Origin of the sequence: Klebsiella sp. G-Nf4, assembly GCF_002810615.1 — a bacterium.
Classification (GTDB): domain Bacteria; phylum Pseudomonadota; class Gammaproteobacteria; order Enterobacterales; family Enterobacteriaceae; genus Klebsiella; species Klebsiella variicola.
In genome coordinates this window covers 134,007-147,905 of the sequence record NZ_PION01000007.1, presented here as the reverse complement: position 1 = coordinate 147,905, position 13,899 = coordinate 134,007, and the positions used below count along the sequence as shown (strand labels likewise).

Below are 13,899 nucleotides of genomic sequence, written 5' to 3'. Positions count from 1 at the left end.
GCCGAAAGGCGCCATTTTTTTTATATCGCGCTGGTCACCGGCTGATAGCATTTCTCCCGGGACAAAATGCGCAATCCCTCCGGCGTGCTCTCCAGAATACGACGCTCACTGTCAGAGACCAGCAGATCGCACTGGTACCCTCCGGCCAGGCCGAACAGCGACCGCGCCACGCAGGCATCCTCCAGCGCCGCCTCCCCTGTGGTATCAAAATGACCGACAATGCGCCCCTGTTGGCGAATCACTAACCGATAGCTTTTCATCTGTTTTTCTCCCGTGGCGGCAGGATCAGTTCGTCACACCCCTGTGCGGCAGTCCAGTTCATGACCTCCAGCACGCGCCGGGCGGCAGCCTGCGTCGCTGCCCCCAGCGCCAGGCCGGTGAGCAGACCGCTCACCAGCTCTGCACAGAACAAATCGCCTGTTCCCTTTAAGTCCGTTTCCACCCGTGGGTGGGTCACCACCTCCACCGCATCGGCCGTCACCACCAGCACATTTATCGTCGAACGCGCCTCTCCCGGCGCGCTGGTGATCACCACCCATTTCAGGGTATCTGACAGCAGGCTTCGCGCCGCGGCGACCGCCTCCTGCTGATTGCGACAGCGCCTGCCGCTCAGCGTCTCCAGCTCAAACAGATTGGGGGTGATCCCTTGCGCCAGTGGCAGAAGATGCTGACGATAGGCGTCCGGGATCTCAGCCTTAACGTAGATGCCGCTGTCGACATCGCCGATGACCGGATCCACCAGAATGCACAGCCCGGGATGGCGGGCCCGCACCCGCGTCAGCCACTGCGCCAGACGTTCGATTTGCACGGCGTTGCCCATATAGCCGGTGGTCACCGCACGCAGTTCACGCAACGCGTCGCGCTCCTCCAGCGCCTGCAGATACCCGACAAACCACTCCTCCGGGATAATGCCGCCATAGAACGTCTCATAATGGGGCGTATTGCTGAACAGTACCGTCGGCACCGCCAGCACGCGCAAACCGTGCTGTTTAATCGCCGGAACCGCGATGCTGTTGCCAACGCTGCCATAGACTACCTGCGACTGCACGGCGACGATATCGACTTCCGACGCCCGGCTTTTGTCGTGAAAGAGCACTGATTGTATGTCATCTTGCTGGCCCATCTTTTCTCCCCCCGCTGGACAGCGGGTCACGCACTGATTATGATTCGTCCTATGCTAAATTTCATTTTGTCATAGGTCAATAATGTTTGCCGGAAAAACCGCCAGCGATATCTTCGATCATATCCGCCATCTGGTGCAGAGCGGCGGGTTGCGGCCCGGAGAGGTTCTGCCGCCGGTACGCGAGCTCGCCAGCCAGCTGGAGGTGAATCGCAATACCGTCGCCGCCGCCTATAAACGGCTGGTCACCTCCGGGCTGGCCGTCAGCCAGGGACGGAACGGCACGGCCATTAAAGCACGGGATCCGCTACCGGCGCTGGAGGGCGGTGACCCAACGACGCCGCTGAACGATATCTCCAGCGGCAACCCGGACCCCGCCAGACTGCCTGAATTAACCCATTATCTGGGCCAGCTTGCCCGCACACCACGCCTGTATGGCGATGCTCCCATCGAGCCGCGGCTTGGTCAATGGGCCGAAGCGTGGTTTGCCAAAGAGATAGCGGTTCCCTTTGCGGTGAATCTCGCCAGCGGAGCGATTGACGCCCTGGAGCGTCTGCTGTGCGCTCTGCTGCTGCCCGGCGACAGCGTGGTGGTCGAAGATCCCTGTTTTCTCAGCAGCATCAATATGGTGCGTTACGCCGGCTTTACCCCCTGCCCGGTGGCGGTGGATGCTGAGGGGATGGATCCTGACGGCCTGGAGGAGGCGTTACGCAACGGCGCGCGGGCGGTGATCTTAACCCCACGCGCGCACAATCCTACCGGCTGTAGTCTGACCGAAAATCGGGCGCATGCCCTGCGGGAGGTGCTGGCCCGCTATCCGCAGGTGCTGGCGATCGTCGATGACCATTTTGCCCTGCTGTCGGCCACGCCATGGTACTCCCCTCTTCCTGCAAGCACGCAACGCTGGGCGCTGGTGCGCTCAATGTCAAAAACCCTCGGGCCAGACCTGCGGCTGGCCTTTATCGCCAGCGATGCCGATACCTCAGCGGCGCTGCGCCTGCGGCTTAACGCCGGCAGCCAGTGGGTCAGCCATCTGCTGCAGGACCTGACGCTGGCGTGTCTGACCGATGAGGCGTTTATCGCCTCGATGACGGAGACCCGTCGTCACTATCGCCAGCAGAATGAGAAACTGGCGGCGGCGCTGGCCCGGCACGGCTACAGCCATGCTACGCCAGGCGATGGCCTCAATTTCTGGCTGCCGTTGCCAGCGGCGAGCCAGCCCTACGCCTTACGCCTGGCCCGCGCCGGCTGGCTGGTGCGCGAGGGGGAAGTATTTGGTGTCCGGACGCCTGCGCACGGGTTGCGCCTGTCGCTGGGCCGTCTGAGTGACGCTGAGATTTCCCGCCTGGCGGCCGATATTGCGCTGGTCTTAAACCAACCCTGACGCAGGCCTTATCATTCGGCATGTTGACCCGCCGACCACATCGGTGAGTGATGGACGTCCTCAGACAAATTGACGGAAAAATAACCGGAAACAGGCGCTTTTCTGAAAGCGAAATTTGCCTGGCGCGAAGAGAGTAGACTTTACCGGACAACCCAATCAGGAAGGGACGCAAAATGAAAAACCTACTCTGCGCGGTCATGGCGCTGTTACTCTCTTTTCCCGTCATTGCCAAACTCAATGCCTACCAGCAAGCGCGCATCAATGCGATGCTGGACGCTCTCGCGCAAAAACACGAGCTGACCTTCATGCGCAATGGCGATCCCCACAGTTGTGAAGAGGCGGTGGCACATCTGCGGCTGAAATTAAGCAATACACGGAACCGTATCGATACTGCAGAACAATTTATTGATAAGGTGGCATCATCGTCGTCTATCACCGGCAAGCCCTATATCGTCAGGATCCCCGGGGAAAACGATCAACAGGCGCAGTCTTACCTGCATACCCTGCTCGCCCGGACGGATAAAACAGTCCCGGTGGCGGACAAATAGCTCACAAGAAGGAGCACCAGAGATGCATCACACTGACCTGGCACTGAAAGCGGTCATTGAAGCCTGCGACCGCGCTATCTCGCAGGAAGATTACGATACCCTGATGGCCTATTACGCAGAAGACGCCGCACTGGTCGTCAAACCGGGCATGGTGGTCAGAGGGAAAGAGAATATCCGCAAAGCCTTTATCGCCATTGCCGACTATTTCCAGCACCGACTGGTGGTGACTCAGGGGAAAATGGAGGTTATTGAAGGCGGCGGCAACGCGCTGGTGATTATGGAGACCCGGCTGGATATCCCGACGGCGGACGGGATATCCCAGGTTACGCGGCGCGCCACCTATGTCTTTCAGAAACAGGGCGAGCGCTGGCTGTGCACCGTCGATAACTCCTACGGCACCGACCTGCTCGATGCTTAGATCCCTGCCCCCTGGCTGAAGTGTTCCTCGCCGAACACGCCGGTGGAGAGGTAGCGATCGCCGCGATCGCAGACGATAGCCACCACCACCGCGCCAGGATTTTCGCGGGCAATGCGTAACGCGCCCGCCACCGCCCCGCCTGAACTGACCCCGCAGAAAATGCCTTCCCGTACCGCCAGCTGACGCATGGTGTTCTCGGCATCCTGCTGATGAATATCCAGCACCGCATCCACCAGCGAAGCGTTAAAGATCCCCGGCATATACTCTGCCGGCCAGCGACGGATCCCGGGAATACTGCTGCCCTCTTCCGGCTGCAGGCCGACAATGGCCACCGGTTTACTCTGTTCGCGCAAAAAGCGCGATACGCCGGTAATGGTGCCGGTGGTCCCCATGCTGGAGACAAAGTGGGTGATACGCCCCGCGGTCTGCTGCCAGATTTCCGGCCCGGTGGTGGTGTAGTGGGCGTAGGGGTTATCCGGGTTGTTAAACTGATCGAGCAGTTTGCCCTCTCCACGCTGCGCCATCTCGAGGGCCAGGTCGCGGGCCCCCTCCATTCCCTGCTCTTTAGTGACCAGGATCAGCTCGGCGCCGTAGGCACGCATCGCAGCCCGGCGCTCCTGGCTCATGTTGTCGGGCATCAGCAGCTTCATATGATAGCCTTTCAGCGCGGCGATCATCGCCAGCGCAATACCGGTGTTACCGCTGGTCGCTTCGATCAGCACGTCGCCGGGCTGAATTTCGCCGCGCTTTTCCGCTTCGACGATCATTGACAGCGCGGCGCGGTCTTTCACCGAGCCGGCCGGATTATTGCCTTCGAGTTTGACCCAAACTTCACTGCCGTTGTCCGGACCCAGACGCTGAAGCTTGACCAGAGGGGTATTGCCGATGGTGTGTTCGAGTGTATTCACGATTTTTACTCAATAAAAAAGCCGGGTGGCGCTTCGCTTACCCGGCCTACAAGACGCGTAAAAATTCCAGGCCCGGAAAGCGTAGCCTTACCGGGCGATAGACCTGCTCAATAAGCTATCAGGCCGACTCCGCCAGAGCAAGCTCGCCGCGCGGCTCGATACGCTCGGTACCGTTATACAAACGCGCGTTTTGCAGGCCAACGAACAGGCGTTCGCCGCGTGACGGCGCCTCATCGCCCGCCAGCACCACGCTCAGCGGTTCGTCATACCACCCCAGGGGCTGGACAACTAATTGGGTGTAGTGCCCTTTCGGGCTGGCTTCCAGCACCTGCACCGGCAGCGGGGAATCCAGGCTGGTCCGGCGGCTGATGTCCACTTCCCACGGACGCAGGAACAGATCCACCGGCCCCTGATATGTCGGGGTATAGCCTAACGGCCAGCGGTGCGCGCCAACGTGGAACTGTCCACCGCGGATAATGCCCTGCAGGCGGTTTACTTCGCCCATAAACTCCAGTACGAAACGGGTCGACGGTTCACGCCACACGCGCTCCGGGGCATCGGCTTGTTCAATGTTGCCCTGACTCATCACCACCACCCGGTCAGCAACTTCCAGCGCCTCTTCCTGATCGTGGGTGACGAACACGCTGGTAAATTTTAACTCTTCATGCAGCTGACGCAGCCAGCGGCGCAGCTCTTTACGCACCTGCGCATCCAGCGCGCCGAAGGGTTCATCCAGCAACAGAATTTGCGGCTCCACCGCCAGGGCGCGCGCCAGCGCCACGCGCTGCTTCTGGCCGCCGGACAGCTGCGCCGGGTAACGTTCCGCCAGGTGGGACAGCTGCACCATCTCCAGCAGTTTGGTCACTTTGGCTTTAATCGCCGCCGCATTGGGGCGTTCGCGGCGCGGCAGCACGGTCAGGCCAAAGGCGATGTTATCGAACACCGTCATATGGCGGAACAGCGCATAGTGCTGGAAAACGAAGCCCACTTTACGGTCGCGGGCGTGCATCCGGCTGACATCGGTGCCGTGGAAGCGGATATGACCGCTGGTCTGATGCTCCAGCCCGGCGATAATCCGCAGCAGGGTAGTTTTTCCGGAGCCCGAGGGCCCCAGTAGCGCAACCATTTGTCCGGAAGGGATATCCAGCGAGATATCATTCAGCACCTGGGTGCGACCAAACGATTTCTTAATATTGGCAATCTCAATGCTCATGATTTCCCTCCTGTTGCGCGCGTTCTTTCTGATTGGCCAGACGCCATTGCAACATACTCTTTAAAAACAGGGTCAGAATAGCCATTAACGTCAGCAGGGCCGCAGCGGTAAACGAGCCAACGGTATTGTAATCCTGCTCCAGTAGTTCAATTTGCAGCGGCAGCGACAGCGTTTCTCCACGAATCGAACCGGAGACTACCGACACCGCGCCAAATTCGCCGATAGCGCGGGCGTTGGTCAACACCACGCCGTACAGCAGCGCCCAGCGAATATTCGGCAACGTCACCCGACGGAACATCTGCCAGCCGGAAGCGCCCAGCAGCACCGCAGCTTCATCTTCATGACTGCCCTGGCTCATCATCACCGGCACCAGCTCGCGCACCACAAACGGACAGGTGACAAAGATGGTCGCCAGCACCATGCCCGGCCAGGCGAACATGATCTGCAGGTTATGCGCATCCAGCCAGCCGCCCAGCGGGCCGTTAGAGCCATAAAACAGCAGATACACCAGACCGGCCACCACCGGCGAGACGGCGAACGGGATATCCAGTAACGTCAGCAGCAGCTGGCGGCCGGGGAAGGTAAAACGTGTCACCAGCCAGGCCAGCAGCGTACCGAACACCAGGTTCACCGGGACGGTAATTAACGCAATCATCACCGTCAGCCAGATGGCATGCAGCATGTCCGGGTTGGCCAGGTTATCCAGCACCGGCATCAGCCCTTTGCTGAAGGCCTGGATAAAAATATAGAGCATCGGCACCACGAGGATGAAGGCGGAGACCACCATCCCGACACCAATCAGAAACCATTTCCCCCAGTTGATGCGGGGCGCGTCGTAGCGTTTCAATTGAGTAACTTCCGCCATTAGTGACCTACCACGCGTCGACCAAAGCGACTCTGCAGGGTATTGATGGAAAACAGCAGCAGCAATGAGGCGGCAAGGATCACCGAGGCAATCGCGCTCGCCGCCGGATAGTCAAACTCCTGCAGACGAATAAAGATCATCAGCGAGGTCACCTCTGTCTTCCACGCGATGTTGCCAGCGATAAAAATCACCGCGCCGAATTCGCCGAGGCTACGGGTAAACGACAGGGCAATACCCGCCAGCAGCGCCGGCGACAGCTCCGGCAGCACCACTTTGCGAAAGCTCTGCATGCGCGTCGCGCCCAGCGTTTCCGCCGCTTCCTCATACTCGGGCCCCAACTCTTCCAGCACCGGCTGCACGGTACGTACCACGAACGGGATGCTGGTGAAGGCCATCGCCACGGCGATGCCGAGCCAGGTATAGGTCACTTTAATATCGAACTTCGCCAGCCATTCACCGTAAATTCCGTTAACGGAAAACAGCGAAGCCAGCGTCAGGCCGGCCACCGCCGTCGGCAGCGCAAACGGCAGGTCCATTAAGGCATCCAGCAGCGTGCGGCCCGGAAAACGATAGCGAGTGAGGATCCAGGCCATCAGCAGACCAAAGACGCCGTTAAAAATCGAGGCCACAAACGCCGACAGCAGCGTCACCTTATAGGCCGCCACCACCTGCGGATTGGTGATCACATCCCAGTATTGCGCCCAGCTCATCTGCGCCAGCTGCATCACCAGCGCGCTGAGCGGTAATAACAAAATCAGACAGACAAACAGCAGGCTGGTGCCGAGGCTCAGGGTAAAGCCCGGCAGCACGCGCTTGGACGACACAGCAAACATTACTTACGCCCCGCCGCCAGCAGTTTGTCCAGTTCGCCGCCGCTGGCGAAGTGGGTTTTCATCACCTCAGGCCAGGAGCCAAACTTATCCTCTACGCGGAACAGCTCGGTCTGCGGGAATTTATCCTTCAGGGCGTCCATCACTTTCGGGTTGTTTACCCGGTAGTAGTAGTCGGTAATGATGGTCTGCGCCTGCGGGCTGTAGAGCCAGTTTAGATAGGCTTTCGCCGCCTTTTCCGTGCCATTGGCTTTGACGTTTTTATCCACCCAGGCCACCGGGAACTCCGCCAGAATGTTGGTTTTCGGGATCACCACTTCAAATCCCTGCGCCTCATATTGCTTACGAATATTGTTCACTTCCGATTCGAAGCTAATCAGCACATCGCCCAGGCCGCGTTCAGCAAAAGTGGTGGTCGCCCCGCGTCCGCCGGTATCAAAGACTTCGACGTTCTTCAGAAACTGGGTCATAAACTGTTCGGTTTTGGCTTTATCGCCGCCATCGGCTTTATCCGCCGCGCCCCATGCCGCCAGGTAGGTGTATCGGGCGTTACCCGAGGTTTTCGGGTTCGGGAAGATCAGCTTGACGTCAGAGCGAACCAGATCGTTCCAGTCATGAATGTTTTTCGGGTTGCCTTTACGCACCAGGAAACCCATCGTCGAATAGAACGGTGAGCTGTTGTTCGGCAGGCGGCTTTGCCAGTCGGCCGGGATCAGGTTGCCCTTGTCATGCAGGATCTGCACGTCCGTCACTTGGTTGTATGTGACCACGTCCGCCTTCAGGCCCTGCAAAATAGCCAGCGCCTGCTTGGATGAGCCGGCATGCGACTGCTTAATCGTCAGCGTGTCCCCGCCATTGTCCTTCGCCCACTGCTGCTCAAAAGGCGGGTTAAGGGCGGCAAACAGCTCGCGGGAGACATCATAGGAGCTGTTCAGCAGCTCCGTCGCCTGCGCCTGCGCGGCCAGCAGCATGGAAGCCGCCAGCGCCAGATATCCTTTTTTCAGTGATTTAACGGCCATTGCGCACCCTTATCAACGTTGAACATTTTCTGATGATCATCATATTTATAACGGGTACGAAAGGAGTAACGGTTTTATATACCGTTTGGCGATTTGGAAGTCGAAAAGAGAATAAGCAACTGGCAAAGCTTTGCTGAAAGCGGCTCGCAAATAAGGTGATGGAATCGGACAAGGTGTGAACAGAGTGGCACACTTTGTTAATGGAAAACAGCACAAAGTACACCCGGCAGTTGCGCCGCCAGCATCCCGTTGGCCCCTGTATTCTCGATTTCGCCTGCTGCGCACGACGCCTGGTGATTGAGCTCGACGGCGGTCAGCATGATGAGAGGCGCGACTACGATGTTCGCCGCACCCGCTGGCTACAGAGCCAGGGATGGCGGGTTTTACGCTTCTGGAATAATGAGTTTGAAGAGTATGAAGATGCGGTGATGCAGAGAATACTTGAAGCGCTTGAGTCGCCAATGCCCTCACCCCGCCCCTCGCCCTGAAGGAGAGAGAGAGTCCGTATGCCGATTCCATAACCGCACCGAACGGCTCCCTCTCCCCTTGGGGAGAGGGTTAGGGTGAGGGGGGAAATTACAGCGCCTGGATACGCTCCAGCGACGGCGCGAAGTAATAACCGCCGGTCACCGGTTTGGTGAAGCGCAGCATCGCGTCGCGTTTACCGTCGGTATCGCCAAACATGCTCAGCAGCTGCTGCTCAATGTTATACAGGCGCGCGCAGTAGGCACAGAAGTAGAGACCGTTAGTGCCGCTGGCCGTGCCGTACGGCAGGCTCTGACGGACGATTTTCAGTCCTTTGCCATCTTCTTTTAAGTCAACGCGGCTCAGGTGCGAGGTGACCGGACGCTCGTCGCCATCGATCTCTTCGTTGGCTTCTTTGGTACGGCCGATCATCATCTCCTGATCCGGTACGCTCATGCGGTTCAGCTGTTTGAGATTATGCTCCCAGCGCTGGACAAACACGTAGCTGCCGCCCGCGTCCACACCGTCTTTAATGACCGCCACTTCGCGGCGGGTTTCTTCCCCCGCCGGGTTTTCAGTGCCGTCGACGAAGCCGCTGAGGTCACGTTCTTCCACCCAACGGAAACCGTGGATCTCTTCTTTCACGTCGATAGCATCGCCAAAGGCGGCCATCGCGGCCTGCGCTACCGAGAAGTTAACTTCATGGCGGGCGGATAAAATATGAATCAGCAGGTCATACTGGGTGGACGGCGCCAGCCCTTTGCCGTAGACCGGAAAATCTTTTAACTCTTCCGCCCCTTCGCCGCCGCTCAGCTGACGCCAGACGTTATTGCCGAACGCCACCACCGCCCCGAGTTTGGCGTCGGGGAATTTAGCCTGGAAGGTGGCTACGTTATCAACAAAATTTTTGCTCGCTTCGCGCAGGGCGTTAACGTCCCCTTTGACATTGGCTTCAATCCAAATCGCCGCGCGGCAATGTTCCGGCAAAATGCCGCTCTGAACCTGAGACATCGCTCCTCCTGAAATGATGCAACCGCAACGCTGTCGCGTTGCTAACGCGCCATTGTAACCGTTTTTCAGGGCTGTCGTGTCTCTTCAGATCAATTTAGCGACGCCAGATAATTTTGCTAACCTTCCAGTTTTTCAGGGTATCGTCGGAGGGCATCAGCTCGTCCGGGCCGCTCCAGTGGCCGGTAAAGGCATAGCTGATATGCTGGCTCCCCTCGGCCTGACACTCGACGACCGCGCCATTGTCATTGCTGCCTTTCTGGCAGTTGCCGAAGGCTTTGCTGTACAGGTCGCTAAACGGTGTGCCAATTTTCACGCCGCTGGCGGTTTTGATTTCGGCATCACGCACGTCAATCCGGCTGATGGTACCGTTGTCGCCATTGATGGTCAGCGCCACGCTGTTGTCTTTCAGCGCTTCAAAATAGTGGACGATATTGCCCTTATCGGTCTTCATCCCGCTGCGTAAACGGTAGTCGCTCCCCAGCGCATCGCTAATAGCCTGTTCATTGAGCGGCGTGGAGGCCGTCAGTTTACCCACTCCCTGCTCGGTCACCTCGGTGGAAGCGCCAAACCAGTTCCACGGATAGGCCGCCGACCAGTTGACTGCGCTCATCGTGGAGCAGCCGGTCAGCGCCAGCGGAAGCGCACAGAGCATTAAACGTAGCGATTTCATATCACAATCCTTTCTGAGTCATTCAACGCATGTTGGAGTTCACGATCGGCAAAAAGTGCCCTTAAAAGGTGGTCTGGCGAAAACAGGCGCCCAGGCGACGGCTGGTTAACAGCCACCACAGGGCATAACCATCCGCCACCAGCAGCCCGATAGTTAGCGAGGAGGGAGATTCGCCGCTCAGCCATAGCATCGGCTGCCACAGCAACAGCAGCACTTGCGATAGCACCAGCAGCCAGCGCATCGCCCGCCACACGCGCGGCAGGCGCTGACGATAGCCGCTAAGCAAAAAGGCCAGCACCGCCGGCACGCCGGGGAGTAAACCGAGCCAGAAGCGGTCGTGATCGGGATAGAACAGATTAAGAATCGCGTCGCCCTGCTGGCGCGATGCGCCGGCCATCAAAAACAGCACCCACGTGCGCGCCTGCAACAACAGCACGCACCAGAAGAGCAAAGGCAGGCGCAGACGGCCATGGGCATCAAAATCGGCGGGGATAAACTCAGTATTCTTCATCTTCGATCAGGCGCTTGCCCAGGGTCAGGACATCGGCGTATTCATAGCCCAGCCGCTCATACATTCCCTGCACCACGTCGTTGTCTTCACGGACCATAATGTTGATTTTCGGGCAGCCGCGGGCAATGAGCTTTTTCTCGAGCCGGTTGAGCAGCGCGTTCGCGATACCCCGGCCACGATATTCCGGATGGACGCCGAGATAATAGGCCGATCCGCGATGACCGTCATATCCGCCCATCACCGTGCCGACCACTTCGCCATTCACTTCCGCCACCAGAAACAGGCTGACGTCATGATTCAGCTTGCGCTCAATATCCATCTCCGGATCGTTCCACGGGCGCAGCAGATCGCAGCGCTCCCACAGCGTCACAACCTCTTCAAAATCCTGCTGGCGAAAAACGCGAATCTCCATGGTATTCCCCACCATTGACGGTTAAAAACAGTGATTATGGCGCGAATATAACTGATAGCCAATATCAGGCGAAATCAGCGGCAAAAAATGGCATAATATGACTTTGTCATGTATTGAAATGAAAAGTAAAACAATTCTTATTTTGAATGGTCGTAACGGCAAACGCGATACGATATAACATTGGACATCACTTGTTTACAATTCAGGCCGAATGAGCACTTTTAAACCCTTAAAAATACTTGCTTCGCGCCGTCAGGTGCTGAAAGCCGGGCTGGCTGCGATGACGCTGAGCGGCGTCGCCGCGCAGGTCAGCGCAAAAGAGCAGCCACTGAAAACATCAAATGGACACAGCAAACCCGCCGCTAAAAAGGCCGGCGCCCGCCGCGTTGTGATGCTCGATCCGGGCCACGGCGGTATCGACACCGGGGCTATCGGCCATAACGGTTCGAAAGAGAAGCATGTGGTGCTAGCGATCGCTAAGAACGTGCGCAGCATTTTGCGCAGCAACGGCATCGACGCCCGCCTGACCCGCACCGGCGATACCTTTATCCCGCTGTACGACCGCGTGGAGATTGCCCATCAGCACGGCGCCGATCTGTTTATGTCGATCCATGCCGACGGCTTCACCAACCCGAGCGCCGCCGGCGCCTCGGTGTTTGCGCTGTCAAACCGCGGCGCCAGTAGCGCCATGGCAAAATACCTCTCCGATCGCGAAAACCGCGCCGATGAAGTTGCCGGTAAGAAAGCGACCGATAAAGATCATCTGCTACAGCAGGTGCTGTTCGATCTGGTGCAGACCGACACCATTAAAAACAGCCTGACGCTGGGCTCGCATATCCTGAAAAAGATCAAACCGGTGCATAAGCTGCACAGCCGCAATACCGAGCAGGCGGCGTTCGTGGTGCTGAAGTCGCCTTCCATTCCGTCCGTGCTGGTGGAAACCTCGTTTATCACTAACCCAAACGAGGAGAAACTGCTCGGCACCACCGCTTTCCGGCAGAAAATCGCCACCGCGATTGCCAACGGCATTATCAGTTATTTCCACTGGTTCGATAACCAGAAAGCCCATTCGAAGAGACGTTAATGAAACCCGATGCCGCGCAGGTTAAAACCTTTCTGCTCCAGCTCCAGGACAGCCTTTGCCAGCAGCTGAGCGCTGTCGATGGCGCACCGTTTATTGAAGACGCCTGGCAGCGCGAAGGCGGTGGCGGCGGGCGCAGCCGGGTGTTGCGCGACGGCAACGTGTTCGAACAGGCCGGGGTTAACTTCTCTCACGTCCATGGCGATGCGATGCCCGCCTCGGCAACCGCCCATCGCCCGGAGCTGGCGGGACGCAGCTTTGAAGCCATGGGCGTCTCGCTGGTGGTTCATCCGCTGAACCCCTATGTGCCCACCAGCCATGCCAACGTGCGGTTCTTCATTGCCGAAAAACCTGGCGCCGACCCGGTGTGGTGGTTCGGCGGCGGTTTTGATTTAACCCCCTACTACGGCTTTGAAGAGGATGCCGTCCACTGGCATCGTACCGCCCGCGATCTGTGTCTGCCGTTCGGCGAAGCCGTCTATCCGCGCTATAAAAAATGGTGCGATGATTACTTCTATCTGAAGCACCGCCAGGAGCAGCGCGGTATCGGCGGTCTGTTCTTTGACGACCTGAACACCCCGGATTTTGACCATTGCTTCGCCTTTATGCAGGCGGTTGGTAACGGCTATGCTGACGCCTATTTACCCATCGTCGAACGCCGGAAAGCCACGCCGTTCGGCGAGCGCGAGCGCCACTTTCAGCTCTATCGCCGCGGCCGCTACGTCGAGTTCAATCTGGTCTGGGACCGCGGCACCCTGTTCGGCCTGCAGACCGGCGGGCGTACGGAGTCGATTCTGATGTCGATGCCGCCGCTGGTGCGCTGGGAATATGATTATCAGCCCGAGCCCGGCAGCCCCGAGGCGGCGCTGAGCGAATTTATTCAGGTGCGCGACTGGCTGTAACGGCCGGATGGCGGCTGGCCACCCGGCAGCGGCGTCGCTTCGCTCACACCCACTGGCGCAGGCGATGGTGCAGCGTCATCGACGGTTTCTCAGCAAACAGCTGCTGGTAGTCGGTGGCGAACTGCCCCAGATGCCAGAATCCCCACTGCATGGCCGCCTCCTTGACCGTCTCCCGCTCTGACCAGGGACTTATCAGCTCCCGGCGTACGGCGTTCAGACGGATCCGTTTGAGCCAGGCGTTGGGGCCAATCCCCAGAATCGCATGGAAGGCGTTTTGCACGCTGAACAGGATGACGGGCAATATCGAGAACGGCATCGGTAAAGGCGTTGCAGGCGGCTTTACAGGCCGCCGGGCTTCCCGTCAAAAAGGCGGCCGAACAGTTGGTTTCCGACGGCGGCGGGACGTAGGTCACCAGCCGAACGTCGGACGACTTCATCGCCGCATCGATGCCGAACGTCGCCTCCAGCGGCGGATTAAAAAGGCAGGCTCAGCGTTTTTACTCGCCGGCCTGCCTGATATTGTGCGCGGAAAACTCTCCGCG

17 protein-coding genes and 2 pseudogenes are annotated in these 13,899 nt (G+C 58.6%); 6 read left to right on the top strand and 13 right to left on the bottom strand.

The features are described from left to right. Positions 1-20 precede the first annotated feature (20 nt). The gene (locus CWM57_RS15775) at positions 21-260 is read right to left on the bottom strand and encodes a hypothetical protein (RefSeq protein ID WP_012540941.1); all 240 of its coding nucleotides are present in this window, start codon (positions 258-260) and stop codon (positions 21-23) included. Next, positions 257-1,123: a pyridoxine/pyridoxal/pyridoxamine kinase gene (gene pdxK, locus CWM57_RS15770; RefSeq protein WP_074387905.1), complete on the bottom strand. Its 867-nt coding sequence runs from the start codon at positions 1,121-1,123 to the stop codon at positions 257-259. The genes CWM57_RS15775 and pdxK overlap by 4 nt, the downstream gene beginning before the upstream one ends. Positions 1,124-1,205: 82 nt before the next feature. Between pdxK and ptsJ the strand changes: the two genes are divergently transcribed. The 3 genes from ptsJ to CWM57_RS15755 all read left to right on the top strand — a co-directional run bounded on the left by ptsJ (position 1,206) and on the right by CWM57_RS15755 (position 3,470). After that, positions 1,206-2,504 carry a transcriptional regulator PtsJ gene (gene ptsJ / locus CWM57_RS15765; RefSeq protein WP_074387904.1) on the top strand — a complete coding sequence of 433 codons (1,299 nt, stop codon included), beginning with the start codon at positions 1,206-1,208 and terminating at the stop codon, positions 2,502-2,504. Positions 2,505-2,677: 173 nt separating this feature from the next. Beyond that, a complete protein-coding gene (locus CWM57_RS15760; protein WP_100676061.1) occupies positions 2,678-3,052 on the top strand; it encodes a YfeK family protein in 375 nt (124 codons plus the stop codon). Positions 3,053-3,074: 22 nt separating this feature from the next. Continuing rightward, the gene (locus tag CWM57_RS15755; RefSeq protein WP_061153727.1) at positions 3,075-3,470 is read left to right on the top strand and encodes a YybH family protein; all 396 of its coding nucleotides are present in this window, start codon (positions 3,075-3,077) and stop codon (positions 3,468-3,470) included. Here CWM57_RS15755 and cysM read toward each other — a convergent pair. The 5 genes from cysM to cysP form a co-directional block, all read right to left on the bottom strand. Continuing rightward, the gene (cysM, locus tag CWM57_RS15750) at positions 3,467-4,378 is read right to left on the bottom strand and encodes a cysteine synthase CysM (protein ID WP_012540938.1); all 912 of its coding nucleotides are present in this window, start codon (positions 4,376-4,378) and stop codon (positions 3,467-3,469) included. The two genes, CWM57_RS15755 and cysM, sit on opposite strands and share 4 nt — an antisense overlap. 118 nt (positions 4,379-4,496) lie before the next feature. Continuing rightward, entirely contained in the window at positions 4,497-5,591 is a 1,095-nt protein-coding gene (cysA, locus tag CWM57_RS15745; protein WP_032730874.1) for a sulfate/thiosulfate ABC transporter ATP-binding protein CysA, read from the bottom strand. Continuing rightward, a complete protein-coding gene (gene cysW, locus CWM57_RS15740; RefSeq protein ID WP_100676060.1) occupies positions 5,581-6,456 on the bottom strand; it encodes a sulfate/thiosulfate ABC transporter permease CysW in 876 nt (291 codons plus the stop codon). Before cysW ends, cysA begins: the two co-directional genes overlap by 11 nt. After that, on the bottom strand, positions 6,456-7,289 hold the full coding sequence (gene cysT, locus CWM57_RS15735; RefSeq protein ID WP_074387901.1) for a sulfate/thiosulfate ABC transporter permease CysT: 834 nt from the start codon (positions 7,287-7,289) through the stop codon (positions 6,456-6,458). The genes cysW and cysT overlap by 1 nt, the downstream gene beginning before the upstream one ends. After that, positions 7,289-8,305: a thiosulfate/sulfate ABC transporter substrate-binding protein CysP gene (gene cysP / locus CWM57_RS15730; RefSeq protein ID WP_008803866.1), complete on the bottom strand. Its 1,017-nt coding sequence runs from the start codon at positions 8,303-8,305 to the stop codon at positions 7,289-7,291. The genes cysT and cysP overlap by 1 nt, the downstream gene beginning before the upstream one ends. A 200-nt stretch (positions 8,306-8,505) precedes the next feature. Between cysP and CWM57_RS15725 the strand changes: the two genes are divergently transcribed. After that, positions 8,506-8,793: an endonuclease domain-containing protein gene (locus CWM57_RS15725; protein WP_074387900.1), complete on the top strand. Its 288-nt coding sequence runs from the start codon at positions 8,506-8,508 to the stop codon at positions 8,791-8,793. 88 nt (positions 8,794-8,881) lie between these two features. Here CWM57_RS15725 and CWM57_RS15720 read toward each other — a convergent pair whose 3' ends face one another. From CWM57_RS15720 to CWM57_RS15705, 4 genes are all read right to left on the bottom strand, one after another. Continuing rightward, positions 8,882-9,781 (bottom strand): Dyp-type peroxidase, encoded by a 900-nt coding sequence (locus CWM57_RS15720; RefSeq protein WP_061153722.1) that lies wholly within the window; start codon positions 9,779-9,781, stop codon positions 8,882-8,884. Between the two features lie 94 nt (positions 9,782-9,875). Further along, positions 9,876-10,451, bottom strand: coding sequence for an RpoE-regulated lipoprotein (locus CWM57_RS15715; RefSeq protein WP_008803863.1), 576 nt, complete (start codon positions 10,449-10,451; stop codon positions 9,876-9,878). Between the two features lie 61 nt (positions 10,452-10,512). Continuing rightward, entirely contained in the window at positions 10,513-10,962 is a 450-nt protein-coding gene (locus tag CWM57_RS15710; RefSeq protein WP_061153720.1) for a DUF2919 domain-containing protein, read from the bottom strand. Then, on the bottom strand, positions 10,949-11,374 hold the full coding sequence (locus CWM57_RS15705; protein ID WP_002913637.1) for a GNAT family acetyltransferase: 426 nt from the start codon (positions 11,372-11,374) through the stop codon (positions 10,949-10,951). Before CWM57_RS15705 ends, CWM57_RS15710 begins: the two co-directional genes overlap by 14 nt. 211 nt (positions 11,375-11,585) lie before the next feature. Between CWM57_RS15705 and amiA the strand changes: the two genes are divergently transcribed. Beyond that, on the top strand, positions 11,586-12,458 hold the full coding sequence (gene amiA / locus CWM57_RS15700) for an N-acetylmuramoyl-L-alanine amidase AmiA (RefSeq protein ID WP_008803861.1): 873 nt from the start codon (positions 11,586-11,588) through the stop codon (positions 12,456-12,458). After that, positions 12,458-13,357 carry an oxygen-dependent coproporphyrinogen oxidase gene (hemF, locus tag CWM57_RS15695; RefSeq protein ID WP_074387898.1) on the top strand — a complete coding sequence of 300 codons (900 nt, stop codon included), beginning with the start codon at positions 12,458-12,460 and terminating at the stop codon, positions 13,355-13,357. The genes amiA and hemF overlap by 1 nt, the downstream gene beginning before the upstream one ends. Before the next feature lie 43 nt (positions 13,358-13,400). Here the strand turns inward: hemF and CWM57_RS15690 are convergent. Both CWM57_RS15690 and CWM57_RS15685 read right to left on the bottom strand, forming a co-directional pair. Further along, a pseudogene (locus tag CWM57_RS15690) lies at positions 13,401-13,640 on the bottom strand (helix-turn-helix domain-containing protein); the annotation flags it as partial. Further along, positions 13,633-13,845, bottom strand: a pseudogene (locus CWM57_RS15685) (BMC domain-containing protein); the annotation flags it as partial. The pseudogenes CWM57_RS15685 and CWM57_RS15690, both read right to left, overlap by 8 nt. Between the last annotated feature and the right edge of the window lie 54 nt (positions 13,846-13,899).

What these genes read in the sequence shown, in the direction of transcription:
- cysP (WP_008803866.1), bottom strand. Translation starts at nt 8,305, where the DNA reads ATGGCCGTTAAATCACTGAAAAAAGGATATCTGGCGCTGGCGGCTTCC.
- cysA (WP_032730874.1), bottom strand. Translation starts at nt 5,591, where the DNA reads ATGAGCATTGAGATTGCCAATATTAAGAAATCGTTTGGTCGCACCCAG.
- CWM57_RS15755 (WP_061153727.1), top strand. Translation starts at nt 3,075, where the DNA reads ATGCATCACACTGACCTGGCACTGAAAGCGGTCATTGAAGCCTGCGAC.
- CWM57_RS15720 (WP_061153722.1), bottom strand. Translation starts at nt 9,781, where the DNA reads ATGTCTCAGGTTCAGAGCGGCATTTTGCCGGAACATTGCCGCGCGGCG.
- CWM57_RS15710 (WP_061153720.1), bottom strand. Translation starts at nt 10,962, where the DNA reads ATGAAGAATACTGAGTTTATCCCCGCCGATTTTGATGCCCATGGCCGT.
- CWM57_RS15705 (WP_002913637.1), bottom strand. Translation starts at nt 11,374, where the DNA reads ATGGAGATTCGCGTTTTTCGCCAGCAGGATTTTGAAGAGGTTGTGACG.
- pdxK (WP_074387905.1), bottom strand. Translation starts at nt 1,123, where the DNA reads ATGGGCCAGCAAGATGACATACAATCAGTGCTCTTTCACGACAAAAGC.
- CWM57_RS15760 (WP_100676061.1), top strand. Translation starts at nt 2,678, where the DNA reads ATGAAAAACCTACTCTGCGCGGTCATGGCGCTGTTACTCTCTTTTCCC.
- CWM57_RS15775 (WP_012540941.1), bottom strand. Translation starts at nt 260, where the DNA reads ATGAAAAGCTATCGGTTAGTGATTCGCCAACAGGGGCGCATTGTCGGT.
- amiA (WP_008803861.1), top strand. Translation starts at nt 11,586, where the DNA reads ATGAGCACTTTTAAACCCTTAAAAATACTTGCTTCGCGCCGTCAGGTG.
- cysW (WP_100676060.1), bottom strand. Translation starts at nt 6,456, where the DNA reads ATGGCGGAAGTTACTCAATTGAAACGCTACGACGCGCCCCGCATCAAC.
- CWM57_RS15725 (WP_074387900.1), top strand. Translation starts at nt 8,506, where the DNA reads ATGGAAAACAGCACAAAGTACACCCGGCAGTTGCGCCGCCAGCATCCC.
- cysT (WP_074387901.1), bottom strand. Translation starts at nt 7,289, where the DNA reads ATGTTTGCTGTGTCGTCCAAGCGCGTGCTGCCGGGCTTTACCCTGAGC.
- ptsJ (WP_074387904.1), top strand. Translation starts at nt 1,206, where the DNA reads ATGTTTGCCGGAAAAACCGCCAGCGATATCTTCGATCATATCCGCCAT.
- hemF (WP_074387898.1), top strand. Translation starts at nt 12,458, where the DNA reads ATGAAACCCGATGCCGCGCAGGTTAAAACCTTTCTGCTCCAGCTCCAG.
- CWM57_RS15715 (WP_008803863.1), bottom strand. Translation starts at nt 10,451, where the DNA reads ATGAAATCGCTACGTTTAATGCTCTGTGCGCTTCCGCTGGCGCTGACC.